General features: G+C 37.4%; 1 protein-coding gene and 1 pseudogene. One reads left to right on the top strand and one right to left on the bottom strand.

All coding sequences use genetic code 11. The annotated features are described in order from the left end of the window. Positions 1 to 428 (top strand): transposase (locus AC1DIT_RS28230; RefSeq protein WP_476998612.1); only part of this gene is annotated, 428 nt, incomplete at its 5' end. 290 nt (positions 429 to 718) lie between these two features. Here AC1DIT_RS28230 and AC1DIT_RS28225 read toward each other — a convergent pair. Further along, positions 719 to 867: pseudogene (locus AC1DIT_RS28225) on the bottom strand (penicillin-binding protein); the annotation flags it as partial.

Below are 867 nucleotides of genomic sequence, written 5' to 3'. Positions count from 1 at the left end.
ACGTATGTTTATTAGTCGATCTCTTTAATCGAGAAATCATAGGCCATAGCGCAGGCCAAAAGAAAGATGCCGAGCTTGTTTCACAAGCTTTCGCAACRGTGAAAACAAACTTAAATCGGATTACCTTATTTCATACAGATCGAGGAAATGAGTTCAAAAACAAGCTGATCCATGACACGTTAGAGACCTTCAAAATCCAGCGTTCATTAAGTGCGAAAGGCTGTCCATATGATAATGCGGTAGCRGMAGCAACCTACAAAATCTTTAAAACAGAGTTCGTTCGCGATCGTCATTTCACAAGTTTAGAAGAATTGATTTTAGAATTGAACGACTACGTAAACTGGTTTAACAATGTTAGAATCCATGGCACATTAGGCTATTTGAGCCCTGTTCAGTACAGRCAGGAACACCTTAAAAAAATTGTCTAGTYTCGTGTTGACACACCACGCCCTCAAAACGAAAAAATGAGCTGACTTCTCAAAGTAACTACCTGTAGAAAAAGAAAATGTTCATTTAGGGGGTATATTAAAACCTTAGCTTGATAGCAATAGGGTACCGCYACATCGCTATCAAGTTAAGAAATACATTCTTCCCCAAAACGAAAAAAACGAACTAAATTTCTATGGACAACTATGAAAGGATGAAATTTTCGTTTTGGGGATACTTCAAAATCTTAGGTTGATGGGCATAAGGTGCTACCCCTTATAAAAAAGTTTGATCATATCTCAAAAATTTCTTCAATCCCCTTCATTACTTCAAAGGATCCTGAACTTTTGTTTGAAGGTATCGCTATCTTGATTCCTGATTTAGGATAAAAAGCAGAATGGAAGCTCACGCCAGGGTCATATCCCATTACATGATACTTAA

Source organism: Bacillus sp. 05T22, from assembly GCF_056396765.1.
This window is presented reverse-complemented; position numbering and strand designations above follow the sequence as displayed.